General features: G+C 67.5%; 9 protein-coding genes and 1 pseudogene. 9 read left to right on the top strand and 1 reads right to left on the bottom strand.

All coding sequences use genetic code 11. The features are described 5' to 3' along the window. The first annotated feature begins 143 nt into the window (after window positions 1-143). The 4 genes from AC07FA_RS05945 (at window position 144) to yjfF (ending at window position 4,903) form a co-directional block, all read left to right on the top strand. Window positions 144-1,160, top strand: a complete 1,017-nt coding sequence (locus tag AC07FA_RS05945) for an ABC transporter substrate-binding protein (RefSeq protein ID WP_479074233.1) — start codon at window positions 144-146, stop codon at window positions 1,158-1,160. A gap of 103 nt (window positions 1,161-1,263) precedes the next feature. Next, window positions 1,264-2,802, top strand: coding sequence for a sugar ABC transporter ATP-binding protein (locus AC07FA_RS05940; RefSeq protein WP_479073483.1), 1,539 nt, complete (start codon window positions 1,264-1,266; stop codon window positions 2,800-2,802). After that, a complete protein-coding gene (locus tag AC07FA_RS05935) occupies window positions 2,799-3,884 on the top strand; it encodes an ABC transporter permease (protein ID WP_479073482.1) in 1,086 nt (361 codons plus the stop codon). Before AC07FA_RS05940 ends, AC07FA_RS05935 begins: the two co-directional genes overlap by 4 nt. After that, window positions 3,881-4,903 carry a galactofuranose ABC transporter, permease protein YjfF gene (gene yjfF, locus AC07FA_RS05930; protein WP_479073481.1) on the top strand — a complete coding sequence of 341 codons (1,023 nt, stop codon included), beginning with the start codon at window positions 3,881-3,883 and terminating at the stop codon, window positions 4,901-4,903. Before AC07FA_RS05935 ends, yjfF begins: the two co-directional genes overlap by 4 nt. Before the next feature lie 161 nt (window positions 4,904-5,064). Here the strand turns inward: yjfF and AC07FA_RS05925 are convergent. Next, window positions 5,065-7,377 (bottom strand): annotated as a pseudogene (locus tag AC07FA_RS05925) (immunoglobulin-like domain-containing protein); the annotation flags it as partial. 614 nt (window positions 7,378-7,991) lie between these two features. On the opposite strand from AC07FA_RS05925, the gene AC07FA_RS05920 reads away from it, so the two are divergent. The 5 genes from AC07FA_RS05920 to AC07FA_RS05900 all read left to right on the top strand — a co-directional run bounded on the left by AC07FA_RS05920 (window position 7,992) and on the right by AC07FA_RS05900 (window position 13,868). Further along, the gene (locus AC07FA_RS05920; RefSeq protein ID WP_479074232.1) at window positions 7,992-9,446 is read left to right on the top strand and encodes a family 43 glycosylhydrolase; all 1,455 of its coding nucleotides are present in this window, start codon (window positions 7,992-7,994) and stop codon (window positions 9,444-9,446) included. 50 nt (window positions 9,447-9,496) lie between these two features. Then, a complete protein-coding gene (locus AC07FA_RS05915; RefSeq protein ID WP_479073480.1) occupies window positions 9,497-10,915 on the top strand; it encodes a family 43 glycosylhydrolase in 1,419 nt (472 codons plus the stop codon). A 241-nt stretch (window positions 10,916-11,156) separates the two neighbouring features. Continuing rightward, a complete protein-coding gene (locus tag AC07FA_RS05910) occupies window positions 11,157-12,002 on the top strand; it encodes a 3-hydroxyacyl-CoA dehydrogenase family protein (RefSeq protein ID WP_479073479.1) in 846 nt (281 codons plus the stop codon). A gap of 55 nt (window positions 12,003-12,057) precedes the next feature. Further along, window positions 12,058-12,456 (top strand): acetoacetate decarboxylase family protein, encoded by a 399-nt coding sequence (locus AC07FA_RS05905; RefSeq protein WP_479073478.1) that lies wholly within the window; start codon window positions 12,058-12,060, stop codon window positions 12,454-12,456. 197 nt (window positions 12,457-12,653) lie between these two features. Continuing rightward, window positions 12,654-13,868 (top strand): alginate lyase family protein, encoded by a 1,215-nt coding sequence (locus AC07FA_RS05900; protein WP_479073477.1) that lies wholly within the window; start codon window positions 12,654-12,656, stop codon window positions 13,866-13,868. The last annotated feature ends 1,310 nt before the right edge of the window (window positions 13,869-15,178 follow it).

Here is a 15,178-nt window from a genome sequence, read left to right as displayed (position 1 = left end):
AGGTCGGCGTCTTCGCCGCACTCGTCCATCTACTGACACCTCTGTGCCGCGCCCGTGGCACTCCCCGTATGTCCGAGATTTCGAACAATGATCGGCAGGCTGGACGCATGATCGCCTGTCGCTTCGAGCACAAGGAGAAGAACATGCTCAACAGACGCAACTTCCTCACCGCGGCAGTCGGCGTGGCGGCCGCCGGCGCCCTGACGGCCTGCGCCAAGGGTGACACCGACTCGTCCTCCTCCTCCGGCGGCAGCGGCGGCAGCGGCGGCAAGGCCATCAGCCTCGGCTTCTCCCAGGTCGGTTCGGAAAGCGGCTGGCGCACCGCCAACAGTGACTCGGTCAAGGAGGCGGCCAAGGAGGCGGGTTACACCCTCAAGTTCTCCGACGCGCAGCAGAAGCAGGAGAACCAGATCTCCGCGATCCGCAACTACATCGCCCAGAAGGTCGACGTCATCGCCTTCTCTCCGGTCGTCGTCACCGGATGGGACGCGGTGCTCAAGGAGGCCAAGGCCGCGAAGATCCCCGTCGTTCTCACCGACCGCTCGGTGGAGACCTCCGACCAGTCCCTGTACGTCACACTGGTCGGCTCCGACTTCACCGCCGAGGGGGAGCGCGCGGCCGTGATCCTGGAGAAGGTGCTCGCCAAGGCCGGCCACCAGGGCGAAGTGAAGATCGCCCAGCTGGAGGGAACCACCGGCGCCGCACCGGCCATCGAGCGTGCCAAGGGCTTCAAGACGGTCATGGACCGGCAGCACAAGGACGACTGGAAGATCGTCGTCAGCCAGACCGGTGACTTCACCCGGGCCGGCGGCAAGCAGGTCATGGCCGCCTTCCTCCAGTCCAACCCCGACATCAACGTGCTCTTCGCGCACAACGACGACATGGCCATCGGTGCCATCCAGGCGATCGAGGCGGCGGGCAAGAAGCCCGGAAAGGACATCCTCATCGTCTCGATCGACGGCGTGAAGGACGGCTTCGTCGCGATGTCCGAGGGGAAGATCAACGCGATCGTCGAGTGCAACCCGCTCCTCGGCCCCCAGCTGATGGACGTCGTGAAGAAGGTCCACGCCGGCGAGAAGGTCGACCGCTGGATCAAGACCCAGGAGAGCGACTTCACGCAGGACCAGGCCAAGGCCGAGCTCCCCAACCGTACGTACTGACCGACCCACTCACCGGCAGGGAGCCCCCGACCGGCCGGACCTCCCGGTCCGAGATCCAGGGGGCTCCCCGCGGGACTGAACGAGATCCATGAGGAGCGCTGCCATGGCAGAGCCGCTGCCCGTCCTGGAGATGACGGGCATAGTCAAAGAGTTTCCGGGGGTACGGGCTCTGTCGGGTGTCGATTTCCGGCTCTTCCCCGGCGAGATCCACGCCCTGCTCGGCGAGAACGGAGCCGGGAAGTCCACGCTCATCAAGGTGCTGACCGGGGTTCATCCCCTCGACGGCGGCACGATCACCCTCGACGGCATGTCCGTACGGTTCGCCGGTCCGCCGCAGGCGCAGCAGGCCGGAATCAGCACGGTCTACCAGGAGGTCAACCTCTGCCCCAACCTCTCGGTGGCGGAGAACATCTTCATCGGACGCGAACCCACCCGCGGCGGCCGCATCCAGTGGAAGCGGCTGCGCCGGGAGGCTGCGGAGCTCGTCGACCGGCTCGGCCTCGACATCGACGTGACCGCGCCCCTGTCCTCGTACCCACTCGCGGTGCAGCAACTGGTCGCGATCGTAAGGTCGGTGGGCACCGGTGACGACGACGGCGAGAAGTCCGGCACCAAGGTGCTGGTCCTGGACGAGCCGACCTCCAGCCTCGACCGCGACGAGGTCCTCGAACTCTTCGGCCTGATGCGGCGGTTGAAGGGCCGGGGCGTCGCGATCCTCTTCGTCTCGCACTTCCTCGACCAGATCTACGAGGTCTGCGACCGGATGACCGTGCTGCGCAACGGCGCCCTGGTCGGCGAGCACCTGGTCCGCGATCTCGACCAGGTCGGGCTCGTCCAGCTGATGATCGGCAAGGACGTGGAACAGCTGGAGCAGCTCCACGATCACCAACTCCACGCCGAGGTCGGCGATTCGCTGCTCCGGGCCGACGGGCTGGGCAGGACCGGCGGCATCGCGCCCTTCGACCTGGAGATCAAGAAGGGCGAGGTCGTCGGACTCGCCGGACTCCTCGGCTCGGGCCGTACGGAACTCGCCCGGTTGCTCTTCGGTGCCGACCAGCCCGACAGCGGCCAGGTCACCATCGGCGGGAAGCGGGTCTCGATGAGCGCGCCGAACGACGCGATCGGCGCCGGGGTCGCGTTCTGCTCGGAGAACCGCAAGGCCGAGGGGCTCGTACCGGATCTGACGGTGCGGGAGAACATCATCCTCGCCCTCCAGGCTTCGCGCGGCTGGGCCCGGCCGGTCCCGGCCGCCCAGCGCGACGAACTCGTCGCCAAGTACATCAAGGCGCTGGACATCCGCCCGGCCGACCCGGAGGCGCGTGTCGGCCGGCTCAGCGGCGGAAACCAGCAGAAGGTGCTCCTCGCGCGCTGGCTCATCACCCAGCCGAAACTGCTGATCCTCGACGAGCCGACCCGCGGTATCGACATCGGCGCGAAGGCGGAGATCCAGAAGCTCGTGGTCTCGCTCTCCGAGGAAGGCATGTCCGTGCTGTACATCGCGGCCGAACTGGAGGAGGTGCTCCGGATCAGCCACACCATCGGAGTGCTGCGCGACCGCAGGCTCGTGGCGCGTTTCGCCAACGGGCCCGAGATCACCCCCAGTCACATCCTGGAGACCATCGCGAGCGGAGAACACCAGTGAGCATCCCTGCCCGAGGGCGGGCACTGACGCGCCATCACCTCTTCTGGCCGGTGACGGTCCTGGTCGTCCTGCTCCTCGTCAACGTCCCCTTCACCCCGGACTTCTTCTCGATCCGGATGACGGACGGGCACCTCTACGGCAGCCTCGTCTCGATCGTGCTGTTCGGCTCGCCCCTCATCCTGGTGGCGGTCGGCATGACCCTGGTGATCGCCACCGGCGGTATCGACCTCTCCGTGGGGGCGGTCGTCGCGATCAGTGGCGCGCTGGCCTGTTCGTACATCAGCGGCCAGGCCGACCAGAGCGCGCTTTCCGGTGTCCTGCTCGCGCTGGCCCTGGGCCTGGCGGCCGCGGTGGTCTGCGGGCTCTGGAACGGCTTCCTGGTCGCCCGGATGGGCATCCAGCCGATCATCGCCACGCTGATCATCATGGTCGCCGGTCGCGGCGTCGCGCAGCTGATAGCCGACGGCCAGATCATCACCGTCAACAGCGAGCCGTACAAACTGATCGGCGGCGGCTACTGGCTGACGCTCCCCTTCTCCATCTTCGTCGTGGCCGTCGTCGTGGCCGTCACCGTCGCACTGACCCGCCGTACGGCCCTCGGGCTGCTCGTCGAGTCGGTCGGCGGCAACGCCGAGGCAAGCCGCCTCGTGGGCATCAGGTCCCGGCGCATCAAGATCATGGTCTATGTGTTCTGCGCGGTCTGCGCGGGCATCGCGGGGCTGATGATCAGCTCCAACACCTCGGCCGCCGACGGCAGCAACGCCGGACTGTGGATCGAGCTGGACGCGATCCTCGCCGTGGTCATCGGCGGCACCTCGCTCGTCGGCGGCCGGTTCTCCATCGGCGGCACGGTGGTCGGCGCGCTCGTCATCCAGACCCTGACCACCACGATCTACACCATCGGTGTACCCACCCAGACCAACCTGGTCTTCAAGGCCGCCGTCGTCATCGTCGTCTGCCTGCTCCAGTCCCCGAAGTTCCGCGCCAAGGTGTTCGGCACGAAGGGCCGCCCGCGGGCGGCGAGCCCGGCGCAGACCGCCACGGTGACCGAGACCGCTCCCACGATGGAGGTGTCGCGATGAGCGCGACCACCCAAGTCCGTAAGGCGCCGGACAGCCGCACAGCGACCAGGGCCGCCCGCCTGCTCGGCGACCGGCGGCTGCCCGTCCTGGTCACGGCCGCGCTCTTCCTCGCGATGTACGTCGCCGGGCTGAGCCGGTACCAGAACTACGGCTTCGCCGAACCCCAGGTCTTCCTCAACCTGTTCATCGACAACGGCTACCTGCTGGTCGCCGCCGCCGGAGCCACCTTCGTCATCCTCTCCGGCGGCATCGATCTCTCCGTCGGCTCCGTGATCGGCTTCACGACCATGTTCACGGCCTGGATGGTGGAGCGGCAGGGACTGCCGATCCTGGTCGTGATCCCCGTGGCCCTGGCCGTGGGCGCCTTCGGCGGCTTCCTGATGGGCTATGTGATCCACAACTTCGAGATCCAGCCCTTCATCGTGACACTCGCGGGCCTCTTCCTCTTCCGGGGCCTCTGCCTGGTCATCAGCAAGGAGTCCATCGCCATCGGAGACGCCTCGGTCAGCAGCATGGCGCAGACCCAGGTGTCACTGGGCGGCGCCTTCCTGTCGATCGGAGCGGTCGTCGCACTGGTCGTCCTGGCCGTGGCGTTCTACGTGCTGCACTACACCCGCTTCGGGCGCCGGGTGTACGCCATCGGCGGCAACGAGCAGTCGGCCATGCTGATGGGCCTTCCCCAGGGCGGCACGAAGATCGCCGTCTACACGGTGAGCGGCTTCTGCTCGGCGCTGGCAGGCCTCCTCTTCACCCTGTACATCCAGTCCGGCGACCCCCTGCACGCCACCGGCATGGAGCTCGACGCGATCGCCGCGGTCGTCATCGGCGGCACGCTGCTCACGGGAGGCTCCGGCTATGTGGTGGGCACCCTGTTCGGCGTGCTCGTCCTCGGCCTGATCAAGAGCCTCATCCAGTTCGAGGGCACGCTCAGCTCCTGGTGGACGAAGATCGCCACGGGCGTACTGCTCTGCGCGTTCATCCTGATCCAGCGGGCGATGACGGCGCGCGGGAAGACCTGAAGACCCGGGAGGGCCTCCCCGGAGTTCCGCCCGTGACGCACTGCGGCCTGCCCGACGCACATGTCGGGCAGGCCGCGGTCATTCCCTCCCGGACCCGGGAACCGGGAACCTCAGGAGGTGCCGAACGGGACGCCGCTCGGGACCCGCGCGTACGGCGCGGTCGTGGAGGCGACGGACTCGTCGTCGGACACGGCGGGCCGGCCCGGCTGGTAGGCGCGCAGCAGCCGGTCGTACTCGCTCTGCGTCACCGGAAGGACCGTGCCGTGGCGGGGCTCGGCGGGAAGACCGTAGCCGGTGGACGGGGTCCAGACGCCGGAGGCGAGGTCCGTCGTCTCGAACGGCAGGTAGCCGCGGCCACCGAACTCGTCGAGGAAGAGGTACCACTTCTCCTCGGTGTTGGACTTGAAGACCAGAGGTCCCTCGGCTGCGCTCATCGCCCCCTTGCCGATGCCCTCGGCGACGAAGTCGTAGGAGGGGTCGAGGATCGAGTCGCTCTTCTCCGCGAAGACGAACTTGCTGTAGGGGGTGGAGGAACCGTTGTTCCGCTCGTCCTTGGAGAACCGGTAGTACTGGCCGTCGTGCTGGATCATCGTCGAGTCGATGACGGAGTAGCCGCGGTCGATCCAGACCTTGGGCTCGCTGAAGGTGCGGAAGTCGCGGGTGGTGGCGTACATCATGCGGTTGTACGTGTCGCCGGAGTGCTCGGCGTCGGCGTACAGCTTCGATGCCCAGAAGACCACGTACGAGCCGAGCTTCTCGTCGTAGAACGCTTCCGGCGCCCAGGTGTTGCCCGCCGTGTCGGGCGAGACCCTGACGAGGCGCTGATCGGTCCAGTGTACGAGGTCGGTGGATTCCCAGACCATGATGGACTTGCTGCCGGTGCGCTGGGCGGCGTCCCAGTCACCGTTGCCGTGGATCCGCAGGTCGGTGGCTATCTGGTAGAACTTGTCGCCCTCGGGAGAGCGGATGATGAACGGGTCGCGCAGGCCCTTCTCGCCGAGTGTGGAGGTCAGGACGGGCTTGCCGTCGTTCAACTCCTGCCAGTTCAAAGGGTCGTTGCCCTTGCTCAGGGCGGTGTAGAGCTGCTCGCCTTCGGCAGTCGCCTCGCCGGTGAAGTAACTGAACATGTAGCCCTTCAGGGCTTCCCTGACCGGGAGTTCGGGGACCTTAGCGGCCAGGACGCGGGTGGCCCTCGCGTCGCCCCGTGTGACGGTCGCGGTCAGCTTGACGGTGGTGCCGCCGGAGCCGTGCGCCGGGCGGTGGACCACACCGTCGGCGGCGACGACGGCCGGCTTCGCCGAGGTCCAGGTGACGCGTGTGCCGTGCGCGCCGCTCGCGGGGAGCGCGAGGTTGCCGCGTACGTCGTCGAGGTCGTGAACCGTGAGCGCCTTGGTCGCCTTCTTGACGGCGGTGGCGTCGTCATAAGCGGCGGGGACCGTGATGTCGAAGGTTTTGGTGTCCGTCACTGTGCCCTTTCTCAACGTCGCGATGAGCCGCGCGCGGCCGGCCGGCTCACCGGCGGCGGGGCGTGTCACCGCGCCGGTCGCGGAGACCACGGCGGGCGCGTCGCTCGCCCAGGTGATCGTGGAGCCGCCTGCCGTACCGGAGGCCGGCAGCGTCAGGTCGGCGATGACGGCTTTGGTTCTGCCGAGAGTGAGAGCGGCCTTGTCGTCGGCGACGCCTCTGGTGGCGACGGGGAGTGCGAGTTGTCCGACCTCCGGGCCGGCCAGCGCGCGGTCGTACACCCGGAAGTCGCGGATGCGGCCCTTGAAGAGCCTGTCCCCGGGATACACCGACTTGCCGATGTGGTTGGCGGTGGTGATTCCGGAGCCGATGGAACCGGGGGTGCGCGTGAGGGCCGTGTTGCGCGCCACCTCCACACCGTCCTCGTAGAGCACGCCTGTGGAGCCTGTCTGCGTGTACGTGACGTGCTTCCAGACGGAGCGGGCCAGGGCCCGCGCCGGGGAGGGCTGGGTGGTCTGCTCCGTCGACCAGTTGCCGGAGGCGAGGGAGGTCCGGAAGGTGTTGCCCGTCGTGAAGAGGTAGCCGTTTCCGGCCGTGCCACTGGTGTTGCCGAAGCCGTAGAGGAAGTACGGGGTGGCCTGGGCCGCGTCGATCCGTACGTCCATCGAGACGGTGATCGCGGCCATGCCGCTCAGGACGTTGTCCGGCATGGTGACGAAGGTGTCGGAGCCGTTGAAGCCCAGCCCCTCGCCGTTGCCGGACCAGGCGGCTGTGCCGTTGACCGTACCGTCGCGGCCGTGGCCGGAGACGTCGGTCACGGTGGTGCCGGCGGTGCCGGAGGGGGCGTCGAGCGTGTACCGGAGGGCCAGGCCCTCGGCGATCCCGGCGTCCTCCGTCGCGTGGGCGGGGGCGGCGGGGCCGACGAGGCTCAGAAGGACCGACGCGGCGGTGAGTCCGGCGAGATGACCCACCCACCGTGGTGTGCGGCGGTGTGGCCGTGCGAGCTGCATCGTTTCAAAGTCCCTTGCGGAGGGCGGCTGGAGGGGGGATTCGGGGCGGTCCGGAAGATTGGCTAACCGGCTAACCGGCTAACCGGCTAACCGGCTAACCGGCTAACCGGCGAATGGGAGAAACGGAACAAGGGACGACAGGGCCCCGGGGGATAGGTGCCCTGCCGTTTCCGCTGTGTGACATCGCGTTGCGCGAGTGTGAATCCGTGCGGAGGGCAGCGTCAAGAGGGGGAGGGAAATGCGCGACGGGTCGAACAGCGTGTAGATCGACGCCTCACGAATTTCCCCCAAAGCCGCAGATGAGAGCCGAATTGACGCCTCGTTCGACGCGTCGGACAAGACCGCTCGGCGGGTTCGCGGTCTCCGTCGCGGTGCGAGGCGCGGTATTCCTCGCGCGATGCTTCATGCGCCGGCAATCGCAGCGGCAATCGCGCCGACGGACGCGCCGGAATCAAAGTCGTCCGAACCGTTGACGCGTACAGGTCGGGTGCCTATGTTCTGGTCGAAGTTACGCACGTTGTCCGGTATTTCGAACAAGTCGTAGCCGGTGGCTGTCAGCTGCCAGCTGTCGAAAGGGACTCGCTTTGTTCCGCACCCGCTACTGGTCCACCCTCATGGCAGCGCTGCTCGTGATGCTCGCCGCGGTCGCCACGCAGCCGGCCGCGGCCGCCGAGGGGCGTCCGTATACGAACCCCGTCAAGTCGGTGAAGGGCGCCGACCCCTGGCTGGAGTACTACAACGGCCACTACTACCTGGTCACCACGTCCTTCACCGGCGTGCTGACCATGCGGAAGTCGCCCACCCTGGCCGGACTGTCCACGGCCCCCAGCGTCCAGGTCTGGAGCGACACCACCGCCACTCGGAACACCAACTTCTGGGCGCCCGAGCTGCACTTCGTCGACGGCCGCTGGTATCTCTACTACTCGGCGGGGCAGAGCGGTGTCGCCTGCTGCGACTCCCAGCGCACCTACGTCCTGGAGAGCGCCGGCAGCGATCCGATGGGCCCGTACACCTACAAGAACCAGCTCACCGGATCGAACCTCAACCCCGGGGGCTGGCTCATCGACGCCAGCGTGCTGCGGCACGGCGGCAAGCTGTACCTGCTCGGCAGCGGCTCCATCAACGGCAGTCCCCAGAGCCTGGTCATCGCCCCGCTGAGCAACCCGTACACGCTCAGCACCTCCGCCTTCACCGTCATCTCCAGCCCCACCCTGGGCTGGGAGACCCAGGGCGGCACGGTCAACGAAGGGCCGGAACCGCTCTACCGCAACGGCAAGACGTTCGTCGTCTACTCCGCGAGCGCCTGCTGGGGGCCGGACTACAAGCTCGGCCAGCTGGAGCTGACCGGCAGCAACCCGCTGCTGGCGTCCTCCTGGACCAAGAAGCCCACGCCCGTCTTCTCGCGGAACGACTCCGCGGGGGTCTACGGCCCCGGCCACAACGGCTTCTTCACCTCGCCCGATGGCACCGAGAACTGGATCGTCTACCACGCCAACGACTCGACCTCCGACGGCTGCGACAACGGCCGCACCACGCGCGCACAGAAGTTCACCTGGAACGCCGACGGCACCCCGGACTTCGGCGCCCCGGTCTCCCTGGGTGCCACCCGCCCCGGCCCTTCCGGAGAGACAGCGGCCACGCCGACGGCGTACACACTGGTGAACCGGAACAGCGGAAAGTGCCTGGACGTCGCGGGCGGCAACGCCGCGGACGGCACCAACATCGCGCAATGGAGTTGCAGCGGCGGCGCCAACCAGAAGTGGCGGATCGAGGACCTCGGCAACGACACCAGCCGGCTCGTCAACGTCGCGACGGGCAAGGTCATGGACACGGCCGACTGTTCCGCCGCCGACGGAGCCGATCTGAGGCAGTGGTCGTGGCTGAACAACAACTGCCAGAAGTTCCGGCTCGTGCACACGGCATCCGGTGACTACGTGCGGATCGTCAACGAGAGCAGCGGCAAGGTCGCCGACGTCGCGGACTGCGGTACGGCGAACGGTGCCGACGTACGGCAGTGGAGCTGGCTCAACAACGCCTGCCAGCAGTGGCAGCTCAAGCCGGCGGCATGACGGCCGTGAGAGAGAGGAAGACAGTGGGACGCGACATCACAAGGGTGATCATGGCTCTGCTCGCCACACTGGCCGTGCTGACCACAGGAACCCCCGCACACGCGGCCGCCCCCGCGTCACCTGCGGTGACCTTCACCAACCCGGTCGCCGAACAGCGCGCCGACCCGCACATCTTCAAGCACACGGACGGCTACTACTACTTCACCGCGACCGTCCCCGCCTACGACCGGATCGTCATGCGGCGGGCCACCACCCTCCAGGGGCTGTCCACCGCCGCCGAGACCACCATCTGGAGCAAGCACACCAGTGGTGAGATGGGCGCGCACATCTGGGCGCCGGAGATCCACTTCATCGACGGCAAGTGGTACGTCTACTTCGCCGCCGGGTCCACCAGCGACATCTGGAAGATCCGGCCGTACGTCCTGGAGACCGGCGCGGCCAACCCGCTGACGGGCGCCTGGACCGAGAAGGGCCGCATCGCCCTGCCGCTCGACACCTTCTCCCTCGACGCCACCACCTTCGTCGTGGGCTCGACGCGCTACCTCTCCTGGGCACAGAACGACCCCGCCGTCGGCGCCGGAACCAATATCTACCTGGCCAGGATGTCCAACCCCTGGACGATCAGCGGCAGCCCGGTGATGATCTCCCGGCCGACCCACGCGTGGGAGACGGTCGGCCACACGGTCAACGAGGGACCGGCGGTCATCCAGCGGGGCGGCAAGGTCTTCATGAGCTTCTCCGCCAGCGCCACCGACAGCAACTACTGCCTGGGTCTGCTGACCGCGGCCGCCGGGGCCGATCTGATGAACCCGGCCTCCTGGACCAAGAACCCGAATCCGGTCTTCACCAGCAACGCCGCGACCGGCCAGTACGGCCCCGGGCACAACACCTTCACCACGTCCGAGGACGGGAAGTCGGACGTCCTCGTCTACCGCGACCGCAACTACAAGGACATCAGCGGAGACCCGCTCAACGACCCCAACCGCCGTACCCGCTACCAGAAGCTCTACTGGAACGCCGACGGCACCCCGAACTTCGGTGTTCCGGTCGCCGACGGAGCCACCCCCGTCCGCTTCTCCTCCTTCAACTTCCCCGACCGGTACATCCGGCACTGGGAATTCCGCGCCAAGCTCGAAGCGAACGTCACCAACCTCGCGGACTCGCAGTTCCGCGTCGTCACGGGCCTCGCCGGAGCCGGCACCGTCTCCCTCGAATCGGCCAACTTCCCCGGCTACTACCTCCGCCACATGAACCACGAGGTGTGGGTCGAGAAGAACGACGGCGGTACGACCTTCAGGAGCGACGCCAGCTTCCACCGCCGCCCGGGTCTCGCCGACACGGCCGCAGGCGTCTCCTTCGAGTCGTACAACTTCCCCGGCCGCTTCATCCGTCACTACGAGAACCTGCTCGTGACGCAGTCGGCGGGGACGACGACCGCCAAGGCGGACGCGACCTTCTACGCCCAGTAGAAACGCGGTGCCGGCCGCTCCCGGCCTGGAGCGGCCGGCACCGACGCGAGTTCCTACCGGGGGGCTCCGGGGCCTCACGGAACCAGGTCACCCGGAAGGCGGCAGTCGTGCTGCGGCGGGAGCTGCCCCGGTCGCGGCCGGGAGGGTTGCGCCCGAGACTGCAGGTGAGCCGGATGTCGACCGGCAGGGACCCCGCCCTCCCGAGAGTAGGACGAGCATGCCGTTCACCCTTCCCACAGACGTGGAAACCCGTCCGGTCGCCGTGATCGGCGCCGGGACCCTGGGACGCAGGATCGCGCTGATGTTCGCCACCCGCGGCGGGGAAGTGCGGATCTACGACCGCTCGGACCAGGCGGGGGAGGCGGCGGTCGCGTATGTGAAGGAGAACGTGGCCGAGTTGGCCGCAGGGATCGACGGAGGGACCCCCGGGCGGGCCGTCTTCACCGACGACATGGCGGAGGCTCTCGCGGGCGCGTGGCTCGTCGTCGAGGCGGTACCCGAGCGGCTCGATCTCAAGAAGGACATCTTCGGCCAGTTGGACCGCACGGCCGACGCCGACGCGATCCTGGCCAGCAACTCCTCGTCGTACGCGACAAGCGAGTTCATCGACCAGGTCAAGCACCCCGAGCGCGTGCTCAACACGCACTTCTACATGCCGCCCAAGCAGAACGCGATCGACATCATGTCGGACGGTCACACCGACCGAGGCGTCATCGAACTGCTCGAGCGCGAACTGCCCCGCTACGGTGTCCACCCGTTCGAGGCGCACAAGGAGTCCACGGGCTTCATCTTCAACCGCATCTGGGCCGCCATCAAACGCGAGGCGCTCGCCGTGGTGGCGGAAGGCGTCTCCACACCGCAGGACGTCGACCGTATGTGGCAGATCAACATGGGCACACCGGCCGGGCCGTTCCGGATGATGGATCAGGTCGGGCTCGACGTCGTCCTGGACATCGAGAACCACTACGCCGCCGAGCGGCCCGATCTGCCCGCCGGCCCCCGCGATCTGCTGAAGAAGTACGTCGAGGCGGGCAAGCTCGGCGTCAAGACGGGCGAGGGCTTCTACGACGACTACACCACGTCGTAGGGGGGCGCCTCCGTGCGAGCCGAGGACGTTGTCCGGCACTGGACCACCCCGCTCGGTGCCCCCGCCTTCCCCGAGGCCAGGTACCGGTTCACATCGTGAGTACCTGAACATCACCTACCGCACCGACCCCGACGCGCTGGACCGGCTGGTGCCGGAACCCCACCGGGAACTGACGGATCAGGCGGCCCGCGACGAGCTGACCACGCCGATGTTCATGCTCAAGAAGTTGCCCGGATACGACGGGACTCCGCGTATCTGTGAGCTGGTACGGGCCCAGATCTCCGACCCGGCCGCGAAAGGCGCCTTGAGCGGTCCCGCGCGCCTGCAACTGTTCGCGCACGCGCTGGTCCCCCTCGCCGACCTGCCCGTCCGCGAGGTCGTCTCCGCCAGCCATCTCCTCACCGACCTCACCCTCGGCCGGCCCGAAGTCGTGCACGACTGCCTCGCTTCCTGAACAGCTCGCCGCCCATCGCGGCACTGCCCGTCTTCCGGTGTTCCGTTCGCTGTCTGTACGCGAACGCTTGACGGGTGCAGGGGTTGGTTCTAAGTTCCTGACTCGTCGAAGAGTTCACAACCCAGCTCGATGTTCATCTATATGAACTACGGGGGACGGGCGGGCTGTTGGACCACCTCCTCCGGAAGGCACCCCACATGCGTACCGGCACCATTGCGCGCGCCCTGGGCGTCACGGCCGCACTGGCCGCACTGCTCACCACGGCCGTCACGGCACCGGCCGTCGCCGGCCCGGCCGCCTCCGCCAAGCCTGCACAGGCAGCCGCCCCGGCCTCGTTCACTCACCCCGGCGTCCTGGTCAGCCGCCCCCAGCTCGACTTCGTACGCGAAAAGGTCCTGGCCGGTGCGCAGCCGTGGAAGGGGGCGTACGACCAGATGCTGGCCAGCAAGTACGCATCCCTCTCCCGGACCGCCAAGCCCCGTGCCGTCGTCGAGTGCGGTTCCTACTCCAACCCCAACTACGGCTGCACCGACGAGCGTGAGGACGCGATAGCCGCGTACACCCTGTCGCTGGCCTGGTTCATCAGCAAGGACAGCCGCTACGCCGAAAAGGCCATCCAGATCATGGACGCCTGGTCAGGTGTGATCAAGGACCACACGAACAGCAACGCACCGCTGCAGACCGGGTGGGCCGGCTCCTCCTGGCCGCGGGCGGCCGAGATCATCAAGTACACCTACAGCAGCTGGCCGAACTCCGGCCGCTTCGGCACGATGCTGCGTGACGTCTATCTGCCCGAGGTCATCAACGGCTCGCACAGCAACGGCAACTGGGAACTGTCCATGACCGAGGCCGCCATCGGCATCGCGGTCTTCCTGGAGGACCGCAGTGCCTACGACAAGGCCGTCACCAAGTTCCGTGGACGCGTTCCCGCGTACATCTATGTGACCGCGGACGGCTCCCTGCCGAAGGTCGCGCCCGGCAGCGGTCTCGACACGCGGGACGAGATCGTCAGGTACTGGCAGGGGCAGTCGACCTTCATGGACGGGCTTTCCCAGGAGACGTGCCGCGACCTCACCCACACCGGCTACGGGCTCTCCGCGATCTCGCACATCGCCGAGACCAGCCGCATCCAGGGGCAGGACCTCTACCCCGAGATCGCCGACCGGCTCCGGCATTCCCTGGGTCTGCACGCCAAGTACCAGCTGGGTGCGGCCGTGCCGTCCTCGCTGTGCGGCGGCTCGCTCAAGGACGCGCTCGGCCCGGTCACGGAGGTGGGCTTCAACGCCCTGCACAACCGCATGGGGTACGCCATGACGAACACGCAGACCCTCACCGAGCGGCAGCGGCCGGCAGCATCGAACAATCTGTTCGTCGCATGGGAGACCCTGACCCACGCCGACAACCCCAACTGACACGCACAACGGCCCGGGGAGGGGGAATCCTTCCCGGGCCGTTTCCGCGGTGTGCCGACAGGGCGTACTCCGCGTCGCAGTCACCGTGAGCATCGCTTTGGGAAATTTCACGAAAGGGTCGTTCTGCGAGTGACGAGGGAGGCAGGAGAATCGTTTCTACGACCATGAGTGCACCTGATGCTCCAACGGTAACCGGCAGCGGTGGTTCAGCATCGCTGATCCCCGGAGGCCAAGCGCGTAAGGGATGGGTCGCCGTCGTCCCGGGGCCCAGACGCGTCCACCCTGCCCCCCGGCCCATGTCGCCGCACATAGAACAGCTGATGACGAAGGGTGAGGCGGAGGCGGCACCGTTGTACGCGGAAATGCTGGGCCTGTGGGCAGCCTGCGGCAACACGCTTCCCGGCGTGCCGGACCCCGACTGGCGCCGCCTGATCTCTCTTCGGCACCTCCAGGAGGAGACGGAGCGGACACTGCGGATGCTTCGCTTGCAAAGCAATCGATCAGTTGCGCGGAATTTCGAACACAGTCGATGGAGCGAGTAGTCGATAAAGCAATATGTGGGATGGTCCGGGTGGTCAGGTGTTCGACTCTATAAACCCTGAAATCGTCCAATAGGGTGATTGCTGCACTCGGTTCGGTTCCATTTGGTTTCGGCAGCGTTGGTTCGGCGTGGAATCCAGGGAGTTGTGGGAGCGGCACGCGGTGTTGGCCGATGCCTTTTGTGGCGCGGACGACCATGTACGTGCGACGCAGTCCGTATTTGATGGAGCCCAGGCCGAACGCGTGAGGATACTCGCCGCCTTCGCTGTCACGGTGGGCAGTGATGGTGCGGTTGCTGAACTGCTGGGGCTCAATGAGCGTGAGGTGCGTCTTGCCCGTCGGACCGTGGGCAAAGCTGACGCCCGTTCCCTCGCCGCCTCACTGCTCGATCATCCGCCAGTCGGGGAGCAGGAACCGGAGGCGATGGTGAAGCGTGCCGCTGAGGCGCGTGATGCCTCGCTCCCTCCTGCGGCAAAGATCCCAGCCGTGCCGGCGGCTCCTCCGCGTTCCGCGATCCCGTCCCCTCGCCCGGACCGCCTCTCACCCCAGCCGGTGCCTCGGGTGTCCGAGGGGGCGCAGGAGTGGTCGCCCGCTCGGGACGCCTTCCTGGTGGACGGCTGGAGCAAGGGCATCGATGCCGCTGCTCTCGCATCCGAACTGGGCGTAGGTCTCGACCAATTGGTTGCCCGGGTACGGTTTCTTACCGGCGAGGGCCGCCTCCCACGGGCACCGCGTAACGAGGGCCGACATCGTCGGTCCACAGACGAAAC

The sequence above is a fragment of the Streptomyces sp. NPDC045968 genome (genome assembly GCF_056430475.1).
This window is presented reverse-complemented; position numbering and strand designations above follow the sequence as displayed.

Bases quoted from the DNA above. Each gene is read 5' to 3' on its own strand.
- AC07FA_RS05945 (WP_479074233.1), top strand. From the start codon at position 144: ATGCTCAACAGACGCAACTTCCTCACCGCGGCAGTCGGCGTGGCGGCC.
- AC07FA_RS05940 (WP_479073483.1), top strand. From the start codon at position 1,264: ATGGCAGAGCCGCTGCCCGTCCTGGAGATGACGGGCATAGTCAAAGAG.
- yjfF (WP_479073481.1), top strand. From the start codon at position 3,881: ATGAGCGCGACCACCCAAGTCCGTAAGGCGCCGGACAGCCGCACAGCG.
- AC07FA_RS05920 (WP_479074232.1), top strand. From the start codon at position 7,992: ATGGCAGCGCTGCTCGTGATGCTCGCCGCGGTCGCCACGCAGCCGGCC.
- AC07FA_RS05915 (WP_479073480.1), top strand. From the start codon at position 9,497: ATGGCTCTGCTCGCCACACTGGCCGTGCTGACCACAGGAACCCCCGCA.
- AC07FA_RS05900 (WP_479073477.1), top strand. From the start codon at position 12,654: ATGCGTACCGGCACCATTGCGCGCGCCCTGGGCGTCACGGCCGCACTG.